Consider the following 17,613-nt stretch of genomic DNA (forward strand, 5'->3'; position numbering starts at 1 on the left):
AGGCGTATTTCCGATCACGGCTCCTTTACGCGGGGATGAGTGCAAACGCAAACCTGTTACCGCCCAAAATCGAAAAGGAATGTCACATTCTTTTGAGCTTACGGTCGTTCAGAACAATTTGCCCATTTAATTTGCGTGTCGCACAGGCTGATCAACCGGTGTAAGCAACCACAATGGACAACAATGATAAATTCGAGATTTTTCTGATTGCCACTCCGGGGCTCGAAACGCCTTTGTGTGCCGAGGCCATCGAGCGCGGATTCTCGGGCGCCAGGATCGTTCCAGGTGGTGTCGTGTGCCGTGGCGATTGGCCGGAAGTCTGGCGCGCCAATCTGGAATTGCGCGGTGCCAACAAGGTTCTGGTGCGACTGGGCAGTTTCCCCGCCGTGCATTTGGCGCAATTGGACAAGCGCGCCCGAAAATTCCCGTGGGCGAGTTATCTCAGGCCAGACATTCCCGTGAAGGTCGAAGCAACCTGCCGTAAATCTCGTATCTATCATGCAGGAGCGGCGCGACAGCGCATCGAACAAGCCATATCCGAGGGGCTCGGCACCTCAATCTCACTCGATGGCAAAGTCCGCGTGCTGCTACGAATCGAAAAAGACATATGCACGATCTCCGTCGACACATCCGGCGAGCTCTTGCACAAGCGCGGTCATAAGCCTGCAGTCGCCAAGGCCCCGATGCGGGAAACAATGGCTTCGATGTTCCTGCGTGAGTGTGGGTTTGACGGGTCTGAACCGGTTCTGGACCCGATGTGTGGCTCTGGAACATTCGTTATCGAAGCGGCTGAAATTGCACTTGGTCTGCCCCCAGGCCGCTCACGTCAGTTCGCATTCGAAGATTTGGCAAGCTTCGATCCAGTTGTCTGGCAAAAAATGCGCACTCGTACCGGTCGACCCGAAACAGAGCTGAGATTCTTTGGCTCAGATCGCAATACAGGCGCAGTCGATGCTTCACGCTCTAACGCCCGACAGGCACAAGTGGATCATGCCACCCGATTTCAGCACTGTTCGGTCAGTGATATCAAGCCGCCAGAAGGCCCAGCTGGGCTGGTCATCGTCAATCCGCCCTACGGGGCACGCATCGGTGATGAAAAGCGCCTGCGGTCGCTCTATGGCAGTTTAGGCAAGGTATTATCCAGTCGTTTCCAGCGATGGCGTGTCGGCATCATCACCACCACACCCGGACTTGCCCGCGCAACGCGATTGCCAATGCTTCCCCCCGGCCCAATCGTTGATCACGGCGGAACAAAAATCCGACTGTATCGAACCGATCCGTTGCAGTGACTCAGCGAATTCGCAGATCGGGCGAAGGGTTAAAACCACCCCTCGAATCCAGCGACGACATATGTGTGTACGCCCAAAATCCCTCTTGCACATCGATATGACGAGGTATAGATCACGCGCCACGGTCGGAGTGTAGCTCAGCCTGGTAGAGCACTGTCTTCGGGAGGCAGGGGTCGGAGGTTCGAATCCTCTCACTCCGACCAAAAACAAAGTTCCTGAAGGGCCTCTTTGTTTTTCTGCGATATCCAGCTTAGCAAAAGTCGCTAGTCATCCCAGTTCAGTTCAAACTCTTCGCGAAAGGCAAACCGTTTCAGGTGATCGGAAATCACTGTCTTCCAACTGTCCAGGTCATCGCGTGGCTGCGCCGAGGCGCGAACTTCCAGTGCTACTGGCGTCGCCTTTAGTTCGACGGCATTGCCACTATCAAAAAAAACGGTTCCAGTATTTGCATCGAACTCGACCTGTCCCTTATGTGACCAATGTTTGCACAATTTCTGTAAGTACTTGCTGGCATTTTCTGTTGTCGCCGATCCGATAGCGTTTTGTCGCGGCAAAAGCGCGAGGCCGTTTTGCGCTTTTGCGCGCATACTCTTTGCGAAAAGGGTGACGTCAATTTCAGTGGCCAGAAAGGTCACGCCGATCTCAAGACACCTACGCTGCATTGCAGGGTCCAGTGTTAGGATACCCGCGGCTTTACCCGCCGCGACGATGCGGGTCAGTGCGTCTTCAATTGCCCCTACAACATCTGGGTGCCCGGCGTTGCCGATATGACCCATGTCGGCGGCCAGATCTGCAGGTCCGATAAAAACTCCGTCTACTCCATCAATTGTCAGAATGTCGTCCAGAGCGGCCATGCCCGCGTTGTTCTCAACCTGTAGCAGCAGACAAATCTGCTCATCCGCCGTATCGAGGTAGTCCGGGATCTCGGCAAATTGCGAAGCCCGCGCAAGGGATGATCCCACACCTCGCACGCCGTGTGGCGGGTATTGCACCGCGCGTACCAGTTCGCGCGCCTGATCAGCGCTTTCGACCATCGGCACCAGAATACTCTGAACACCCGCATCGAGATATTGCTTGATCATCCATGTCTCACCAATCGGTAGACGTGCAACTGGCGCGCTGCCCGAACTTTCGATCACTCGCACCTGTTCAAGGGTCGAGCGCAGGTCGTTTGGTGCGTGTTCGCCATCGACCAACAACCAATCGAACCCTGCGGTCGCGGAAACTTCTGCTGCATATGCGTCGGCCATTCCGATCCAGCACCCGACCTGAGGCTTTCCAGCCTTTAATGCGGCCTTAAAGGTGTTCTTTGGTGCGGGCATGTCGCTGCTCCTTTAGGCAAAATTGATGTCGACGGATCCGAACGATCCGAAATCGGCGTGGATTTCCGCACCCGATGGGCATTCGATCGGGCGAATGAAGCTGCCGGACAGGATTACGTGGCCGGGTTCAATGCTCTGGCCGTATTGCGCCATGCGACGGGCAAGCCAGACCACACTTTCGACCGGATCATTCAATACGCCCGCACCCAGGCCGGTTTCCTCGATTTCGCCGTTGCGGAAGGTTAGGGCCCCTACCCATCGCAGGTCAAATGCATCCGCTGGGTGGCGTTCCGCCCCTAGTACAATGCCGGCATTTGCGGCGTTGTCGCTGATTGTGTCGAATACAGTGCGGGACTTTCCAGTCCCAGGGTCTGCCCGCTTAATACGAGTGTCGAGGATTTCGATGGACGGAGTAACATAGTCGGTCGCCCGCAAAACCTGATCGCGGCTCACATCGGCGCCACCAATGGCCTCATTCATGACAAAGGCGATCTCGGCTTCGATACGTGGTTGGATGAAACGACTTGCGGGAACGGTCCCGCCATTTTCAAAGGCCATGTTGTCAAACAGGATACCACTATCAGGAATGTCGATATTCAAAGCATATTGCATCGCTTTCGAGGTCAGCCCGATCTTCCAGCCGATGACCTTGCGCCCTTCCGCCAGCTTGGCCCGATAGATGGCATTCTGCACTTCATAAGCGTCATCCATCGCCATTTCGGGATACCGCAATGTCAGTAGACCGATCTGCTGTCGCGTCCTTTCCGCGTTCAGCAGATCGGCGGCAGCGCGCGCATGGTCTTCAGGGGTCATATCTGCTCATCCTCGATGGTGTTGCGCAGGGTGCCTATCCCATCGACGGATACCTCAACCACATCGCCGGGAGCCAAGTATTTTGGCGGATCAAATCGTGCACCTGCGCCGGTTGGGGTGCCGGTAACGATGATATCGCCCGGTTGAAGCGTCATAAAGGTTGATATGTATTCAATCTCGCGCCGGATCGGAAACATCATTCGGTTCAACGTATCGTCCTGACGCAACTCACCATTCACGTGGGTCTGAATGTGGGCGCCATCCAGTTGCGCGGCATCAGTGAACGGGACCAGCCAAGGGCCGATGGCACCCGAATTGTCCCAGTTCTTACCTTGCGTGACGTTGAACTTGGCGTGCCGAACCCAATCGCGGATTGTCCCTTCGTTGCACAGGGTCAAGGCTGCAATATGGCCATAAGCATCGTCCTGCGAAATCCGGCGGCCTGCTTTGCCGATCACGATGGCCACTTCACCCTCGTAATCCAGCGTGTGATTTTCGGGCGGGCGGATCAGAGGGCGATTATGGCCGGTAAATCCACTGGCGAAGCGCGGAAACAGCGACATGTATTTCGGCTGGGCACTGCCATCTTTGTATTCCGCGTTGCGATCTGGAAAGTTCACACCAACGCACAGAATGCGACGGACATCCGGCATCACCATCTCAAAGGTGAAATCCGTATGGGTTACCGGCTTTCCTTCGGCAGCCTCGGCCAATTGGCCAAACGCACCAGCGGCGACAACCTCGTAGAGGCTTTTGAACTCGGCAAATTCGCTGTTTAGTGCGACCGCGCCTTCATCAGTGATCGCACCAAAAAATGTTTCACCGTTGGCAGTGTAGGTTGCAATGCGCATCAGGCCTCCTCGGCGTTATGGAACCCGCCCATACTAAGATGTTTTAGATCAAGCATACTTTGCTTACGGTGCGATGATGGGAGACGCAGACAGGTCTGGCTCGTTTACATCCACACCGACAAAGGATGTGCCGTGTTCAAACCAACTGCGCGGTGCCGGAGCGCCCCAGAGCGTCTGACGCTGCGGGTCCTTCAGGTCCCATTTGATCGGCTCCAGATCGGGGTCAACGGTCTGATAATCCGAGCAATAAATCTCAATCCGGTGTCCGTCGGGATCGAGAATATACAGGAAGAAAGCATTCGAAATACCATGTCGCCCCGGGCCGCGTTCGATGTTGTCCACATAGCCGGTGGTGGCCATTAGATCGAGCAAATCGATGATGTTCAGCGGTGTTGGCACCCAGAAGGCCACGTGGTGCATCCGTGGGCCTTTGCCATTGGTGAAGGCCATATCATGCACCCCACCCTTGCGGTGCATCCACGCGGCCCACAGTTTCTTGCTGTCTTCGTCTTCCGTATACTCGGTCACGCGGAACCCGAAATCACTATAAAATGTGACACTGTCATCGACATTGGTCGAGAAGCAGTTGAAGTGATCGATCCGCAGCGGTTTCACACCACGATAGAGTGCGTATTTCTGATGGATCGGCTCCAGGCGATCCATCTTGTGATAGAACTCCAGCGGTATGCCCATATTGTCCGAGGTTAACAGAGTCCGGCCCTGATAGGGGCGATCAACCCATGAGGTCGGTCGGCCTTTGGATATAAAATACGCCTCGGCCCGATCTAAATCATCCTCGTCGAATGTTTTGAAGCCCATGACCTCGACAGTCGCCGGCTGATCGGATTTCTGTAGGATCACACAATGATGTCCACGTTCCTCCATAGCGCGCAGGTAGACATGTGTGTCGCTTTCGTCCGAGACCTGCAAACCCAGAATATCCGAGTAGAATTTGCGCGAAGCAACAAGATCGCTGACGTTCAGGCAAACATGGCTCAGCCGGATCGTGTTGAAGTCGGGGTACAGGTTGGGGGCTGGAACGGGCATTGAAACCTCCTGTTAAACGGGGAAGATGACGTTGGTCTGACCAGTGCCGGAGCTTGGGAAATACTCGGTCACAACCTCGCATTTTTTGTCATAGGCGTCCCAACCCAACGCTCCGTAGAGCATCGACGTGTCATGCATCGAGCCTTCGCCGCAGCAGAAATAGGCATAGTCGCCCAGCATTTTCAGGAACGTGGCGTGGTCGCCGTTCTTCCACATCTCAAGCACATGCAAGTCCATCTGACGGTTGAATTCCGAGCTGATGGTGAAAGTGCCGTTATTGGCGGCATAATCCTTGTTCGCCCAGATCTTGTGCGACAACGAGCCTGACGCGACCAACAGCACCTTTTCATTGCTAGCCTCAACCGCTTCACGAATGGCCTCACCAATTACCCGGCTTTCGTCATGGCTATGCACCGTGGCCCAGGCCGCGACTGAGACGACTTTCATATCATGCTCGCGGCTCATGAAGCGCATCGGGACCAGCGTACCGTATTCCAGTTCGAGACTGTCCAAGTGATGCGCTAAAGTGTAGACGCCTTTGTCCGACGCGATCTTTGCGATGGCATCACCCATTTCAGGATTGCCCTCATAGGAATAGGGCAGGTCCTGAATGAATTGCGGGAACTCGTTCGACGTGAACAGGCCTTCGAACTTCTCATTGGCGTTGATGTGGAACCCGGCATTGATCACCCAATGGGTGTCACAGATGATCACCGTGGTCGCCCCCAGTGCTTTGGCGCGGCGCGCGATCTCGCGGTGGCCATCAATGGCGGGCTGACGTTTGCCTTTAACCGGGCCTTCCTGCTCGGACATGAGCAGAGTCGGCACATGGGTCATTTTGGCGGCAAGAACGATTTCTCCCATGGTCTCCTCCTGGAGTTAAGGTTTTTCGCGCGATTGTCGTCTGAGGGGCCGCTATAGCTTACCCAACTGCATGATCTTGTGCTGGCCTGTGGCAAAGCCGACATGCTTTTGTTCCATGTAGAACTCAAAGCTCCAGTCGCCGCCGTCGCGCCCGATACCGGATGCTTTGACCCCGCCAAACGGTGTGGGCAGATGGCGCACGTTTTCCGAGTTCACCCAGATCATTCCGGCCTCAAGCTTGTCCGTGAAACGTAACGCACGGGTCAGATCGTTGGTCCAGACATAGCCGGTCAGACCATATTGCGTGTCATTTGCGATCTGCAGCGCCTCCTCCTCAGTCGAGAACGGGATCACGGTCAGGACAGGGCCAAAGATTTCCTCGCGTGCGATGCGCATTTGATTGTTAGCGTTAGTAAACAGGGTGGGCCGTACGAAGTACCCCTCTTCGCCCACCTTGACGCCACCGGCCGCGACGGTCGCGCCGTCTTCCTTGGCGATGCCGAAGTATGAAGTGACCTTGTTGTAATGTTCTTCCGTTACAAGAGGGCCAATCTCGGTTGCAGGGTCCAACGGGTGGCCGACTTTGATATTGTTCACGCGCTCGATCAGCTTGGCTTCGAACTCTTCCTTGATTGTATCTTGTACCAGCAACCGCGAAGAAGACGTGCAACGTTCGCCGTTGATCGAATAGATCATGAAGATCACCGCATCCAGCGCGCGATCCATGTCGGCGTCGTCAAAGACGATGACCGGGTTCTTACCGCCCAACTCCAGATGCATCCGTTTCAGCGTATCTGCGCCTTGCTTGGTAATGATGCTGCCCGTACGGCTTTCACCGACAAAGGCAATGGCTTTGATCAATTGATGTTCGGTCAGCCGCTTACCTGCGTCTGGACCAAAACCGTTGACAGTGTTCAGCACACCCTTGGGCAGACCGGCTTCTTCCGCGATTTCTACCAATAGCCGCGCAGACAGCGGTGAATCTTCAGCCGGTTTGTGGACGACCGTACAGCCAGCGGCCAGTGCCGGAGCGATCTTCCATGTCGACAGCATGAACGGGGTGTTCCACGGCGTGATGACACCAACGGGCCCGATTGGGACGCGGGTGGTTATGTTCATCAGTGTCGGTGATTTCAGGTGTTGACCATCCCGCGCCTGAACCACCTGATCGGCGAAATAGCGGAAATTCTCAGCCCCTCGCAGGGCGGCTTTGGACATAAAGCGCAGGGTCTGGCCGGTATCCCAGCATTCGCACAGCGCGATCTCTTCGGCTCTTGCCTCAATGCCATCTGCAACTTTAAGCAATATCCGGCGGCGCTCCGTAGCGGGCATGTCGCGCCAGTCTGCAAAGGCATTATGCGCGGCCTGTGCCGCCGTATCGATATCTTCCGCCGTGCCATGGGCAACGTCGCAGATCACCGATTTATCCACCGGAGAGATCGACTGAAACACCCCTGCTGACCCATCTTGATCTTCTCCTGCGATCCGGTTCTTTATCCCAGTCCTCTTGAAACGGGCAAGGAAACCATCAAGCCGTTCAATATTCTTGCGCAGGTCACTCATGGTCAGGCCTCCAGATGGTCGCGGATCGTGCCGGTTTTGGGGGAGAGGTCGGGATCGATGTCGCGCATCTCAAGCGACAGCGCGATGGAATGCTGGCTCATGGCGGGCTCCAGATAGGTTCGGGCCGCCTCGAAGATGCGCTGCGTTGCGTCCTTCTTGTCGGCCTGCGAACGACCGGCCCGCAGCCGGATCGAGATATCGATGAACCCATGCTTTGGATTTCCGTCTGCGATGGCATAGTGATCAACACGGATCGCTCGGACGCGAATGCCTGCTAGCGGAAAGGTGTCAACCTCAGCGGCCGTTGCACGGATGCAATCGCACAGACCGCCCATGTCGATCCTGTCTTCCAGATTCCCGGAATATTCGACGTGAAAATGCGGCATGATTCCTCCGTTATTAATTAACATGTTTACCTTTATGAGCTTATGTCGTCAAGAAGTTGCGTTGTTAATCTTTGCATTTCCTGGGGCAGCACACTAGAAGGCGGCATGAACACTCAAAGCCATACCAAGAGCACCTCAAGGTCGCTTCCCATTGCATTATTGCGCGCCCGCGAAACGATCATGGCCCCCATCAGGGACATGCTGCAGGATATACAGATATCCGAGCAAAAATGGCGCGTCCTGCGCGTACTGGATGAGCTTGGCGAGGTCGAGCAAAGCGCTATCGCCAAAGAAGCTTGTCTGTTGCTGCCCAGCCTGACGCGAATATTGCGCAGCATGGAAGCCGATGGACAGGTCACGCGCCGTCAGGACAGCCAGGATAAAAGGCGGACGATGGTGATGATTACTGATGCGGGTCGGCAGATTTTGAAAGACAACCTGCAAGCGTCATTGGCCATTTCAAATAGTATTGAGGCGCAGATGGGGCGAGAGAAGCTTGATGAGCTACTGGACCTGCTTGAAGAGCTGCAAGCTGTTAAGGTTTGACCCCGCCAGTTGGCAAGCGGGGTCTGCGCGACAACTACAAACTCGACAATCCTGTATCCAGCGCTGACAGGATCTTCGCAACATCGTCGGATGTGACAATCAGAGGTGGCGAAATGATGATGTTGTTGCCAGATACGCGCACCATCACACCATCCTCATAAGCTGCCTTTTGCACCTGTATTGGCAGTTGTTTGGCAATCGGCGCCTTGCTTGCGCGGTCCGAGACCAGCTCCAGCGCGCACATAAGGCCCTCGCCCCCTCGTACGTCACCGATCACCTCGTGCTTTTCAGCCAGTTTCTTCAAGCCCTCGAACAGCTCATCCCCGCGTGCTGCAGCGTTTTCCCAAATCCGCAGACGATTGATTTCTGAAAGAGCCGCCAGTGCCGCCGCCGCGCCGACGGGGTGACCGGAATAGGTGTATCCCTGATCAACGGATGCCAACCCGGTTGTGTCATTTTCAAATACCTCGGCAACTGCCCCCGAGATCATAGCGGCGCCAAACGGGAAATAACCATTGGTGATCGCCTTGGCTGTCGTCATGATGTCAGGCTGGACGCCCCAATGTCTCGCTCCGCTTTCACTACCGGTTCGACCAAACGCCGTGATGATTTCGTCTGAGATCAGCAGAATACCGTTCTTCGAACAAACCTCACGCACCATGGGCATAAAGCTTTTGTGCGGCGGAATTACACCGCCAGCGCCCAAAATCGGCTCCATGATGAAGGCGGCAACCGTGTTGGCCCCTTGGAACGCAATCTCGGCTTCAAGCGCTTTGACGCAAAGCTGAGCCAGGCGTTCAGGGTCGGTTTCGTCAAACGGGTTGCGATAGGTCCAAGGCGCAGGCACATGAAAACAGCCTGGCATCATGGGTTCATACACGGCGCGGAACTTCTGATTGCCGTTAACCGAAGCGGCAGCGAAATGGGTGCCGTGGTATCCTTGCTTAAGGCTGATGAACTTGGTGCGACCAGGCTCACCCCGAACTTTGTGGAACTGACGCGCAAGCTTTAGTGCGATTTCCACAGAATCCGATCCGCCCGAGGTGAAAAAGGCGCGTGTCAGCCCGTCAGGGGCAAAGAACTGCGCCAGTTCGTAAGACAGCTCGATCGCCTTGTCGTTGCTCGTACCCCGGAAGGTCGAATAATACGGCAGCGCATTTAGTTGATCAGTGATCGCCTGTTTCACCGGATCGCAGGAATAGCCCAGATTGACGTTCCAAAGGCCACCCACGGCGTCGATGGCCTTGTGCCCGTCCACATCGATGATGCTAACTCCTTCCCCGCCGGTCAGAATGGTCGGAGGGTTGTTCCGGCTGTCAGCCGGGTGCGCCATCGGATGCCAAAAATGGCGGGCGTTGTTCTCCTTAAGAAAGTTGGAGTCTTTCATGTTGCGGTTCTCCGGGGTTGTCCACTTTCGCTCATGGGTGGAACTCGGTTGGAAAGGCCTCGGGCATTTGGCCGCCGAAATTTGCGGTCAGATCGCGCGAGAGGGATTGAAGGGATTTCAGGATCAAGGGCAGGCGCTCATAAGTGGCTCTAATCTCGGGCACGGCGATCGAAATGGTTCCAAGGGCGATTTGATCGATGCCAAAGATTGGCGTTGCAAAACCAAAAACACCTTCTTCGTAGCTGCCGTTGCTGTTGGCCCAGCCAGCCCGCTGGATCAGAGCAACTTTTTCCTTGATCAGATCCGGGTCTGTCAGGGTGGATTCGGTGAAACGTACCTGCGCTTCCTGATCCAGACGATCCAGCAGGAAAGGTGGGCCAAAGCTGAGCATACATAGACCCGCCGCAGTCGCGTTGACCGGGATTATCTCGCTTGGATCAAGGCTGACGCGAACGCTGTGCTTGGTTGTCTCAACCACGATGGCGGTTTGCAGGCTGCCCTGTTCCAGCAGCGTTAGGTGCAGGCTTTCGCCAACCTCCTGCATGGCCAAGTGCATTTTTTGGCGCGCGCCTTCAAGGCCGGGTTTGGCAATCTCGCGCAGTGCCGCAAGCCGCAGCGCAGCTGGTCCGATGGTATAGGTCTTTGACTGCGGGTTTTGTTCGATCAACCCGAATTCTTCAAGCGCTCGTAGGTGACGCAGGGCTGTCGTCTTATTCAACCCTGACAGGCGCGCGGCCTGACTCAGGCCGATTTCGGCCATCGTGTTTGAGAATAAGTCCAGCATTTTTAGCGCATTAAGTGCGGCACCCATGTGTTTTGCCTCCTTCCCCTGAGGTTATCCTTGACAGAATGAACTTAACAAAGCAAGATTATTATTGTTAACACGGTTCAAATAATGAACCATACACTGGGAGGTGTAAATGAAAAAGTTTATTGCGGCAGCCGTGATGGCCGCCTCTGCAACGGCCGCTTTGGCAGAATACCCCGAAAAGCCGGTATCCTTTGTGGTTCCTTGGCCTCCGGGTGATCTTGAAGATGTCCTGACCAGAATGATCGCAGATGAATTTCAGGCGATGTACGGGGTACCGGCAGCTGTTGTGAACAAGCCCGGCGGCGGTGGTGGTCCTTTCCCCGGCGCAGTCGAAGTCGCCACAGCACCGGCGGATGGCTATACGATCGGGTCGTTTGTGATTGGTGTTCCAGTCATCGGGCCCGAGATTGGTATTCCTGAATTGAACCCGAACCCGTTTGAACCGATCGGCATCTTCCTGACCTACCCGTTCGTAATCGCGTCGAGCAAAGACGCCCCGTTCCAAAGCTGGGATGAGTTGGTGGAACACGGCAAGTCAAACGACGTGGCACTCGGCCACTTTGGCTCGGTTCTGCCACCCACGCAGGTTACTTTTGCCGCCGCTGTCAGCAGCGGTTTCGACTTTGCCAGCGAAGCCGCGTTCGATGCGCTGGACTGCAACACCTTGGCGTCCGGTGACGTTGATGTCATCAACACCACGCTCCAGCTTATTCTGCCCTGTCTGGATGAAGTGAACGTGCTGGCCAGCATCGGCGGCGACCGGATCGCTCTGGTACCGGATACGCCGACAGTGGTTGAGCTTAACCCAGACCTGCCATTGGCACTGTGGAACGGATTGTTTGTTCACAAAGACACGCCGCCCGAGGCTCGCGAAAAAATCACCGCCGCAGCCCAAAAAGCACTGCAATCGGACAAGGCTAAAAAGCTTGCCGAAGAAACCGGTGCGCTGGTCTATTGGCAGGATCCCGATGCTTCGAATGCCCAGATCGAGCAAGATAAAGCGTCATTCGCCAAAATAGAAGAGATTCTAGGCGAGTAGCACCCCGGATCGAGGCGCGGGCAGTGATTTCCGCGCCTTCTTCATAGGGCTGGGAGGATGAAATGATCGCAAGAACGCTTCAGGACATGTTCAAACGGTATCGCCGTCCGGGTGATATTGTCTTTGCCGTATTGTTCCTGGCTTTCTCGGTGTTTCTGCTGTCTCAGCTTGGGGAGCAGACGCAGGTCGTCAAGCGGACCAAATGGTTTGCTCAACCCGGTCTGTGGCCCACCGTTGCCGTGTGGTGCATGGTCTTGTTTAGCTTTTTACATTGGCTCAGCTCTGCCTTATCCGATCGGATCGATGGTCGTTGGGCCGAGGTCGGGTTTTGGGTCCGGTCTCTGGAATATGTGGCTTATTTCCTGATTTATGTCCTACTGGTGCCACAGCTTGGCTATCTGCCGTCCACCATGTTGTTCGCGGTGTTTCTGACGCTGCGCTCAGGGTTTCGAGGCTCGGGCGCGATCGGCATCGCAGCCCTGTTCGGCTTCGTCGTCACCATCGTGTTCCGAGCGTTTCTGCAAGTCAAAATCCCGGCAGGGGCTGTCTATGAATACCTTCCCGACTCGATCCGCGCCTTTGCGCTGACATATTTGTAGGGAGGCACGTATGGATACCCTTCTGTCCGGTGTTTCAATCCTGCTGCAATGGCAGGTCATCGTGGCCTTGTTCATCGGCTCGATCGGTGGTGTCATCATCGGCGCGCTGCCCGGTGTGGGCGCTGCCGTTGCCATCGCCATCCTGTTGCCCGCAACCTTTGCCTTTGAGCCCATCGCCGGTCTGACCTTGTTGTTGGGGATTTACGGATCATCCATGTATGGCGGCGCGATCCCGGCCATCCTGATCAACACGCCCGGCACGGCGGTCAATGCGCTCACGACCTATGATGGCTATCCAATGACCAAGCGCGGCCAAGGCCACAGGGCGTTATCGCTGGCTTATTCAGCTTCATTCTTCGGGGGGGTCTTTGCCATCATCTGCCTGATGGTCCTCTCGCCCGTGTTGGCCATGATCGCCCCGCATTTTGGCAGCCGCGAGATTTTTTTGGCCGCGTTGCTAGGTATTGTTCTGGTCGTTTTAGCCCATCGAGGACAGATCTTTGCAGCAGGTATGCTTGCTGCATTTGGCGTCTTTTTGAACACGGTCGGACTGGAGCCCGTCAAATATACGCGCCGCTATACATTCGATCAAAGTTGGCTGGCGTCAGGCGTTGACCTGATCGTGGTTGTGCTGGGCCTGTTTGCGCTCAGCCAGGCTTTTCTTTTGCTGTTGGAAAAGAACCACGCTCCAGAGGACACCCATGTCAGCGGGAATATCTTTGCAGGTTTGAAGGAACTGTTGGGCCTGAAACGGATCGCCACCGTTTCTTCAAGCATCGGGGTATTTATGGGCATGGTGCCGGGAACGGGTGAGTTCACTTCGCAGTTTCTGTCCTACACCTATGCTCAGAAAAGTTCGAAAAATCCCGACAAATTCGGCGATGGCTCGCCCGAAGGGTTGGTGGCATCCGAAGCCGCGAACAATGCCGTGCCGGGGGCAGCAATGATCCCCCTACTCGCCCTCGGTATACCCGGCGAAGCGCTTACGGCGATGATGCTGTCGGTCTTCTATGTTCACAACGTGATCCCCGGCCCGCAATTGTTTGAGAACCAGATGGATTTCGTCATGGCCCTATATATGGCGCTGATCCTGCTGAATGTGATCGTTCTAGTCTTTCTGCTGTTCTCTACAAACCTGCTGCTTAAGATCATTCAGATTCCCACACGCTTCCTGGGTGTGATGATCCTGATCTTAGCCTTTGTCGGGGTTTATAGTTTACGCAACTCGATCACCGATTGCGCGATCGCTGCTGGGTTTGGTGTCTTTGGCCTAATCCTCAAACGGCTTGATCTGCCAATTGTTCCAATCATCCTGGGTATGGTTTTGGGCGGAATCATGGAAACCAAGCTTCGCAGCGCAATGGCTCGGGTCAAGACGCCGCTGGACTTCATCGACCGGCCCATCGCAGCCATCCTGTTCTGCCTGATCGTGCTGATCCTGATCCTGCATTTCCGCACGCTGTACTACGAGTTCAAAAACAAGCTGCGCCCCGAACCCCATGTCCCAGCCGTGGATTCCGACCACCCGAACCAACAAGGATAGCTTTCATGGATCAGTCTTCCATCGATGCCTTGCGCGTACAGGAGATTGCCACACGCGGACACTTTATCAATGGCGATTTCCGTGCCGGTGAAACTGGCGCCCTGCGTGAGGTGCTGTCGCCCATCGACGGCCAGCCTCTCGCTCAAATCGCCGAGGGCAGCCCGGCGGATGTGAATGCAGCGGTGCGCGCCGCGCGGACCGCGTTTGAGGATGGCCGGTGGTCGCGCATGGCCCCTGCAGGACGCAAGAAGGTTCTGCTGAAACTGGCGGATCTGATCGAATCCCGCGCGCTCGAGATCGCGGTGCTGGGCGTACGCGACAACGGAACCGAGATCAATATGGCCTATAAGGCCGAGGCGCTCTCGGCCGCCGCCACCTTCCGCTACTATGCCGAAGCCGTCGACAAGATTTACGGACAGGTTGCGCCAACCAGCCATGACGTTCTGGGCCTTGTGCATCATGCACCTGTCGGAGTTGTCGGGGCGATTGTGCCCTGGAACTTCCCGCTGATGATCGGCAGTTGGAAAATCGCCCCTGCCCTTGCGGCGGGCAACTCCATCGTCTTGAAGCCTGCAGAAAGCGCATCGCTCAGCCTGCTTAAAATCGCTGAGCTGGCTGCCGAAGCCGGAGTTCCGGATGGCGTCTTCAACGTGGTGACCGGGCGCGGGTCGGTCGTGGGGGAAACTTTGGCCTTGTCGATGGATGTGGACATCATGGTCTTCACGGGATCCGGCGCGACAGGTCGGCGACTGCTGGAATACTCGGCGCGGTCCAATCTGAAACGCTGCTATCTGGAATTGGGTGGCAAGTCTCCAAATATTGTTTTCGCTGACGCGCCCGATTTGGCGGAAGCTGCAAAGGTCTCGGCCGCCGGGATTTTCCGCAACTCCGGACAGGTCTGTATCGCGGGCTCGCGCCTGCTGGTGCAGCAGGACATCTACGAGGATTTTGTCGCCGAGATCACGCGCTACGCCGCAGCCTTTCGCGTTGGTGATCCGTTGAACCTGAACAGCCAGATTGGTGCCGTGCACAGCCTGCCCGAGTTAGAGGCCAATTTGGAGTTCGTTACCAAGGCCGAAGCTGAAGGTGCCGAACGTCGTACGGGCGGAAACCGCATTCTGCCCGAAACCGGGGGCTACTATATGTCCCCTACAGTAATGGCAGGTGTCAAAGAAACGGATCATCTGTTTCAGAACGAAGTCTTCGGCCCAGTCTTGGCCGTGACCCCCTTCAAAGACGAAGCCGAGGCGATCCGGCTTGCCAATGCCACAGTCTATGGGCTCGCAGGCGCAGTTTGGACCTCGAACCTCAGTCGCGCGCATCGCATGGTGGCCGAAGTGCGGACCGGGGTCATGCATGTGAACACCTATGGCGGCTCGGACCTGACCGTTCCGCTTGGGGGCGTGGGTCAATCCGGGAACGGGCATGACAAATCTTTGCACGCGCTTGAGAAGTACTTTGAATTGAAAACCGCCTGGATAAAGCTCTGACTGCGGGGTGTCTGTACGACATGTCTTCACCGCTTTGTCTGGGGCCCATAGGTCGCATGAATAGGAGGAACCAATGACCACAAAGACAATCCTGCTGATTGGGACCTACGACACGAAAGAACCCGAGATGCGGTTCATCGAACAGGCGATCAAGGCGCAGGGCGCGGATGTGTTGACGATGGATGTCTCGGTATTGGGCGACCCTTTGGAGCCAACCGACATCTCCAAGCACGACGTCGCCCAAGCGGCTGGAATGACCATCGAAGATGTCATCGCACAAGGGGACGAGAACAGGGCCTTTCGCGTGATGTCAGACGGTGCCTCAAAGGCCGTTACCCAAGCCTATGCGGATGGGCGATTTGACGGGATGCTGGCGACCGGGGGCACTATGGGCACCGATCTGGCCCTGGACTGTGCACAGGCCTTGCCCATGGGGGTGCCTAAATACATCGTGTCGACCGTCAGTTTTTCTCCGCTGATCCCGCCGCACCGACTGGCTCCGGACATTCAGATGATCCTGTGGGCCGGGGGGCTCTATGGTATGAATTCGATCTGCCAGTCTTCGCTTGCGCAAGCGGCCGGCGCTGTTGTTGGTGCCACAAAGGCTGCCACAATACCGGATCGCAGCAAACCGCTGATTGGGATGACCAGTCTTGGATCCTCGTGTTTGCGCTACATGAAAACGCTCAAACCAGCGCTGGAAGAGCGCGGGTTCGAGGTTGCCGTTTTTCATTCCACCGGAATGGGCGGCATGGCTTTCGAAAAACTGGCGGGTGAAGGGGCGTTTGCCTGCGTCATGGACTTCTGCATGCAGGAATTCGGGAACCTGATGGCGGGTTCCGTGGTCTCCAGCGGTGAGGATCGCGTGACAAATGCCGGGCGTGTGGGCACACCACAGCTGGTTGCGCCAGGCGCGCTGGACCTTTTGGACTTTGCCGGATGGCAGGACATCCCTGACCAGTATGCCGACCGTCCATTTCATGAACACAACCGCCTGATAAAAAGCTCGGTCTTCAATGGCGATGAACGCCGTGCCTGGGTGCGGGAGCTTGCCAACCGATTGGAGGCCGCAACTGGCCCGGTTCACTTTTTTCTGCCCGTTCACGGGGTCGAAGCCTGGGACAAGGAGGGTGAAGAGGCGTATGATCCCGAAGCCCTGGCCGAGATGATGGATGAGGCCCGTAAAGTCATGCCCGGGCGCGTTCCTATGACCGAAATAGACGCACATATCAACGATGCCGCGTTTTGCGATCATGTATTGGCCCAGTTCGATGAATGGGTCGCAGAAGGCGTGGTCGCAACATAAATTCGGGATTTACGCCCGTCTTTATGATATACACGCAGGTCAAACACAGCCTCGGTGGCGGTGAGTTCGGGCGCATTCTTCCACGTGCGGCCGACTTGCAGTTGGATGCATAACCATCACCGCTTGGATACTTGTTAAAGACTATTTTTCGGCGGAACCGTGTCACCGGTTCAAGGTGGCCAAAGACCTGCGCAGTAAGTGAAGAATTGAACTCGACAAATGCCCAGGATTAGCGACCCGTTCCGCCGGTGACGTTGCCAATATTGAGCGGCAACCAAACCGTTGGACCCGCATTTAGACGATCGGTCCAACCCATGAAAGGAGCGAGGAAATGCTAACCACGATTGCGATTTGGTATCTGAACCCAGAAACCCGGTCCGAAGGTATTGCTGCACTCCGGCGGCTTGCTAGGGACGTCAAGAAAAACGAACCTGATACCTGGGGTTACCTTGTGCACTCAGGTGGCGCGGACTCGGTCCCGCCATGCGATGACGATAAGATTGTGTTCGTGGAAATCTACAAAAACGAAAAGGCATTCAAAAAACACCTGAGCAAAGGATCGGATTTTTCGAAGTTCCTGAAAAAAAGTGGTCACCTTTTTCTTTCTGCCCCAGGGAGCAAGAGCCCATTCTTTCAGGTCATGAACGTGGATCGCATTCAGGGATTCGTGCGCCCCGAAGCTGGGTCGAGCAACGGCTAAAGGTAGGTCGGGCGATCCCGGCCGCCCCAAGGAAACCCTGTAATTTTGTTGATCCAC

Annotated in this window: 17 protein-coding genes and 1 tRNA gene; 9 read left to right on the forward strand and 9 right to left on the reverse strand. The window is 55.9% G+C overall.

Translation table 11 applies throughout. From position 1 onward, the window contains the following. Positions 1 to 173 precede the first annotated feature (173 nt). Together ACR0DK_RS06185 and ACR0DK_RS06190 are read left to right on the forward strand one after the other, a co-directional pair. The gene (locus ACR0DK_RS06185) at positions 174 to 1,289 is read left to right on the forward strand and encodes a THUMP domain-containing class I SAM-dependent RNA methyltransferase (RefSeq protein WP_480735215.1); all 1,116 of its coding nucleotides are present in this window, start codon (positions 174 to 176) and stop codon (positions 1,287 to 1,289) included. 126 nt (positions 1,290 to 1,415) lie between these two features. Then, positions 1,416 to 1,492: transfer RNA gene (locus tag ACR0DK_RS06190), tRNA-Pro, on the forward strand. A gap of 60 nt (positions 1,493 to 1,552) precedes the next feature. Here the strand turns inward: ACR0DK_RS06190 and ACR0DK_RS06195 are convergent. From ACR0DK_RS06195 to ACR0DK_RS06225, 7 genes are all read right to left on the reverse strand, one after another. Further along, positions 1,553 to 2,611 (reverse strand): aldolase/citrate lyase family protein, encoded by a 1,059-nt coding sequence (locus ACR0DK_RS06195; protein WP_480735217.1) that lies wholly within the window; start codon positions 2,609 to 2,611, stop codon positions 1,553 to 1,555. 12 nt (positions 2,612 to 2,623) lie between these two features. After that, complete coding sequence (hpaH, locus tag ACR0DK_RS06200) at positions 2,624 to 3,424, reverse strand: 2-oxo-hept-4-ene-1,7-dioate hydratase (RefSeq protein WP_480735219.1); 801 nt, start codon at positions 3,422 to 3,424, stop codon at positions 2,624 to 2,626. Further along, a complete protein-coding gene (locus ACR0DK_RS06205) occupies positions 3,421 to 4,275 on the reverse strand; it encodes a fumarylacetoacetate hydrolase family protein (RefSeq protein WP_480735221.1) in 855 nt (284 codons plus the stop codon). Before ACR0DK_RS06205 ends, hpaH begins: the two co-directional genes overlap by 4 nt. Positions 4,276 to 4,338: 63 nt before the next feature. After that, positions 4,339 to 5,322 (reverse strand): 3,4-dihydroxyphenylacetate 2,3-dioxygenase, encoded by a 984-nt coding sequence (gene hpaD, locus ACR0DK_RS06210; RefSeq protein WP_480735223.1) that lies wholly within the window; start codon positions 5,320 to 5,322, stop codon positions 4,339 to 4,341. A gap of 12 nt (positions 5,323 to 5,334) precedes the next feature. Beyond that, entirely contained in the window at positions 5,335 to 6,186 is an 852-nt protein-coding gene (gene hpaD, locus ACR0DK_RS06215; protein ID WP_223118609.1) for a 3,4-dihydroxyphenylacetate 2,3-dioxygenase, read from the reverse strand. A 51-nt stretch (positions 6,187 to 6,237) separates the two neighbouring features. Beyond that, positions 6,238 to 7,749, reverse strand: coding sequence for a 5-carboxymethyl-2-hydroxymuconate semialdehyde dehydrogenase (gene hpaE / locus ACR0DK_RS06220; RefSeq protein ID WP_223118608.1), 1,512 nt, complete (start codon positions 7,747 to 7,749; stop codon positions 6,238 to 6,240). Between the two features lie 2 nt (positions 7,750 to 7,751). Further along, the gene (locus ACR0DK_RS06225; RefSeq protein ID WP_170422680.1) at positions 7,752 to 8,135 is read right to left on the reverse strand and encodes a 5-carboxymethyl-2-hydroxymuconate Delta-isomerase; all 384 of its coding nucleotides are present in this window, start codon (positions 8,133 to 8,135) and stop codon (positions 7,752 to 7,754) included. A gap of 105 nt (positions 8,136 to 8,240) precedes the next feature. Between ACR0DK_RS06225 and hpaR the strand changes: the two genes are divergently transcribed. After that, positions 8,241 to 8,681, forward strand: coding sequence for a homoprotocatechuate degradation operon regulator HpaR (gene hpaR / locus ACR0DK_RS06230; RefSeq protein WP_170394006.1), 441 nt, complete (start codon positions 8,241 to 8,243; stop codon positions 8,679 to 8,681). 34 nt (positions 8,682 to 8,715) lie between these two features. Here the strand turns inward: hpaR and ACR0DK_RS06235 are convergent, their stop codons facing one another. Both ACR0DK_RS06235 and ACR0DK_RS06240 read right to left on the reverse strand, forming a co-directional pair. After that, positions 8,716 to 10,068: an aminotransferase class III-fold pyridoxal phosphate-dependent enzyme gene (locus tag ACR0DK_RS06235; RefSeq protein ID WP_223118607.1), complete on the reverse strand. Its 1,353-nt coding sequence runs from the start codon at positions 10,066 to 10,068 to the stop codon at positions 8,716 to 8,718. 31 nt (positions 10,069 to 10,099) lie between these two features. Further along, positions 10,100 to 10,879 carry an IclR family transcriptional regulator gene (locus ACR0DK_RS06240; protein WP_480735227.1) on the reverse strand — a complete coding sequence of 260 codons (780 nt, stop codon included), beginning with the start codon at positions 10,877 to 10,879 and terminating at the stop codon, positions 10,100 to 10,102. A gap of 109 nt (positions 10,880 to 10,988) precedes the next feature. Between ACR0DK_RS06240 and ACR0DK_RS06245 the strand changes: the two genes are divergently transcribed. The 6 genes from ACR0DK_RS06245 to ACR0DK_RS06270 all read left to right on the forward strand — a co-directional run bounded on the left by ACR0DK_RS06245 (position 10,989) and on the right by ACR0DK_RS06270 (position 17,556). Beyond that, positions 10,989 to 11,918, forward strand: coding sequence for a tripartite tricarboxylate transporter substrate binding protein (locus ACR0DK_RS06245; RefSeq protein ID WP_480735229.1), 930 nt, complete (start codon positions 10,989 to 10,991; stop codon positions 11,916 to 11,918). A gap of 62 nt (positions 11,919 to 11,980) precedes the next feature. Continuing rightward, a complete protein-coding gene (locus ACR0DK_RS06250; protein ID WP_170394014.1) occupies positions 11,981 to 12,517 on the forward strand; it encodes a tripartite tricarboxylate transporter TctB family protein in 537 nt (178 codons plus the stop codon). 10 nt (positions 12,518 to 12,527) lie between these two features. Beyond that, the gene (locus tag ACR0DK_RS06255; RefSeq protein ID WP_480735231.1) at positions 12,528 to 14,060 is read left to right on the forward strand and encodes a tripartite tricarboxylate transporter permease; all 1,533 of its coding nucleotides are present in this window, start codon (positions 12,528 to 12,530) and stop codon (positions 14,058 to 14,060) included. A 5-nt stretch (positions 14,061 to 14,065) separates the two neighbouring features. Further along, positions 14,066 to 15,550: an aldehyde dehydrogenase gene (locus ACR0DK_RS06260; protein WP_480735233.1), complete on the forward strand. Its 1,485-nt coding sequence runs from the start codon at positions 14,066 to 14,068 to the stop codon at positions 15,548 to 15,550. Between the two features lie 73 nt (positions 15,551 to 15,623). Next, positions 15,624 to 16,856: a Tm-1-like ATP-binding domain-containing protein gene (locus tag ACR0DK_RS06265; protein ID WP_480735234.1), complete on the forward strand. Its 1,233-nt coding sequence runs from the start codon at positions 15,624 to 15,626 to the stop codon at positions 16,854 to 16,856. A gap of 331 nt (positions 16,857 to 17,187) precedes the next feature. Further along, positions 17,188 to 17,556, forward strand: a complete 369-nt coding sequence (locus ACR0DK_RS06270) for a putative quinol monooxygenase (protein WP_170561940.1) — start codon at positions 17,188 to 17,190, stop codon at positions 17,554 to 17,556. Positions 17,557 to 17,613 lie beyond the last annotated feature (57 nt).

It is taken from the genome of Ruegeria sp. CE6, from assembly GCF_056537485.1.

Bases quoted from the DNA above. Each gene is read 5' to 3' on its own strand.
- ACR0DK_RS06205 (WP_480735221.1), bottom strand. From the start codon at position 4,275: ATGCGCATTGCAACCTACACTGCCAACGGTGAAACATTTTTTGGTGCG.
- ACR0DK_RS06265 (WP_480735234.1), top strand. From the start codon at position 15,624: ATGACCACAAAGACAATCCTGCTGATTGGGACCTACGACACGAAAGAA.
- hpaD (WP_223118609.1), bottom strand. From the start codon at position 6,186: ATGGGAGAAATCGTTCTTGCCGCCAAAATGACCCATGTGCCGACTCTG.
- ACR0DK_RS06225 (WP_170422680.1), bottom strand. From the start codon at position 8,135: ATGCCGCATTTTCACGTCGAATATTCCGGGAATCTGGAAGACAGGATC.
- ACR0DK_RS06195 (WP_480735217.1), bottom strand. From the start codon at position 2,611: ATGCCCGCACCAAAGAACACCTTTAAGGCCGCATTAAAGGCTGGAAAG.
- ACR0DK_RS06240 (WP_480735227.1), bottom strand. From the start codon at position 10,879: ATGGGTGCCGCACTTAATGCGCTAAAAATGCTGGACTTATTCTCAAAC.
- hpaE (WP_223118608.1), bottom strand. From the start codon at position 7,749: ATGAGTGACCTGCGCAAGAATATTGAACGGCTTGATGGTTTCCTTGCC.
- ACR0DK_RS06270 (WP_170561940.1), top strand. From the start codon at position 17,188: ATGCTAACCACGATTGCGATTTGGTATCTGAACCCAGAAACCCGGTCC.
- ACR0DK_RS06250 (WP_170394014.1), top strand. From the start codon at position 11,981: ATGATCGCAAGAACGCTTCAGGACATGTTCAAACGGTATCGCCGTCCG.
- ACR0DK_RS06255 (WP_480735231.1), top strand. From the start codon at position 12,528: ATGGATACCCTTCTGTCCGGTGTTTCAATCCTGCTGCAATGGCAGGTC.
- ACR0DK_RS06185 (WP_480735215.1), top strand. From the start codon at position 174: ATGGACAACAATGATAAATTCGAGATTTTTCTGATTGCCACTCCGGGG.
- hpaD (WP_480735223.1), bottom strand. From the start codon at position 5,322: ATGCCCGTTCCAGCCCCCAACCTGTACCCCGACTTCAACACGATCCGG.
- ACR0DK_RS06235 (WP_223118607.1), bottom strand. From the start codon at position 10,068: ATGAAAGACTCCAACTTTCTTAAGGAGAACAACGCCCGCCATTTTTGG.
- hpaR (WP_170394006.1), top strand. From the start codon at position 8,241: ATGAACACTCAAAGCCATACCAAGAGCACCTCAAGGTCGCTTCCCATT.
- ACR0DK_RS06245 (WP_480735229.1), top strand. From the start codon at position 10,989: ATGAAAAAGTTTATTGCGGCAGCCGTGATGGCCGCCTCTGCAACGGCC.
- ACR0DK_RS06260 (WP_480735233.1), top strand. From the start codon at position 14,066: ATGGATCAGTCTTCCATCGATGCCTTGCGCGTACAGGAGATTGCCACA.
- hpaH (WP_480735219.1), bottom strand. From the start codon at position 3,424: ATGACCCCTGAAGACCATGCGCGCGCTGCCGCCGATCTGCTGAACGCG.